Source organism: Pseudomonas sp. BAY1663, from assembly GCF_000582595.1.
In the GTDB taxonomy this organism is placed as follows: domain Bacteria; phylum Pseudomonadota; class Gammaproteobacteria; order Pseudomonadales; family Pseudomonadaceae; genus Stutzerimonas; species Stutzerimonas stutzeri_AF.
In genome coordinates, this window is the sequence record NZ_AZSV01000192.1 from 1 (window position 1) to 1,399 (window position 1,399).

The 1,399-nt window shown below is 57.1% G+C and carries 1 protein-coding gene; it reads right to left on the reverse strand.

Going from position 1 to position 1,399, the window contains the following annotated elements; genetic code table 11:
- Window positions 1-271: 271 nt before the first annotated feature.
- On the reverse strand, window positions 272-1,294 hold the full coding sequence (locus BAY1663_RS22710; RefSeq protein WP_037045389.1) for an IS110 family transposase: 1,023 nt from the start codon (window positions 1,292-1,294) through the stop codon (window positions 272-274).
- Between the last annotated feature and the right edge of the window lie 105 nt (window positions 1,295-1,399).

A 1,399-nucleotide genomic window follows, 5' to 3' on the forward strand; every position in this document is an offset into this window, starting at 1 on the left:
TTTCTTGTTGCTTGCCCAACAAGAAAGTAACCAAATGTATGGTCAGCCCATCTTCTGCAACCTCTGGCACGACGACAGATAAAGCTGGCTTGCGCCAATGTATCCGGGCTCGGTGAGCGCGCTGCATAGGCGCTCGGCCCTCGATGAGAAGCCGCGCCTCACTGTCCTAGAAAGAGAGCCAGTCTCGAAGACTGCTTTGGTTACCAGGGTCGCAGCGAGGCAGTGTGCCGTTTATCGTCATCACGTACAGACGTCGCAAAAGCCTTGGGTTCTACGCCAGGTAGTGCGGGTTATAGCTGGTGCCGCGTCGCAGCACGGCCCAGCTCATGCGAGCCAACTTGTTGGCCAAAGCACATGCCACCTTGTTGGGGTGCTTACGTATCAGCAGATCACGAATCCAGGCTCCTAGCGGGTCGCTGCGACACTCGACCTTGCGCATGATTGAACGGGCGCATTGGACAAACAGTCGTCGCAAGTAGCTATCGCCCCGCTTGCTGATGCCATACAGAACGGTTCCTCCCCCTGTCGAGTATTGCCGTGGCACCAGGCCGAGCGAGGCCGCGAAATCGCGACTGCTCCTGAAGTGGGACGCATCGCCAACATTGGCCACTAGTGCAGTGGCGGTGACGGGGCCAATACCGGGAACACTCAAGAGCCGAGCGGCCATCTCATCCTGTCTCAATCTCGATTGCAGGGAATGATCCAGGCTCTTGATCTCTGACGTCAGCTGCTGGATATCGCCCAACAACTTGAGCATTAGTTGCTGGAAGCGCAGCGGCAGGTCGTTATCTGAGTTTTCGAGCAGCATCGGCACCTGAGCCAGCGCACTCAAGGTGTTGGGTAGAGCAATACCAAACTCCAGAAGAAAACCGTGGATCTGGTTAATGGTGGCAGTGCGCCTACGGACCAGCGACTCTCGAATACGATGCTCGGTGGAGAGTAACTGCTGCTCTGTCGTCTTCACCGAGACGTAACGCGTCTTCGGGCGACAAGCTGTCTCGCAAATAGCCTCAGCATCGAGATAGTCATTCTTGTTACCGGTCACGAATGGCCTGACATGCTGAGGTGCTATCAGTTTCACCCGATGGCCATGGACGCTGATCTGGCGAGCCAGCCAATGCGCTCCACCACACGACTCCATGGCAATCACGCAGGCAGGTAACTGAGCGAGAAACGGCAGCAGGTGGGTTCGATTGAGCTTTTTGCGCAGAACCTGCCGCCCCCTTGCATCCTGGCCATGCAGATGGAAGCAGTGCTTGCCCAAGTCGATACCCAGCAATGCAACGGTAGCCATGACAATTCCTCCGAAGCTGAAGAGGGGAGCCTCGGCAAGTCTAGGCTTGCCGAGGCCCGGGCGGGCTGACCATCCCATTAGAAAAAGGGCACCCGACATCCGGGT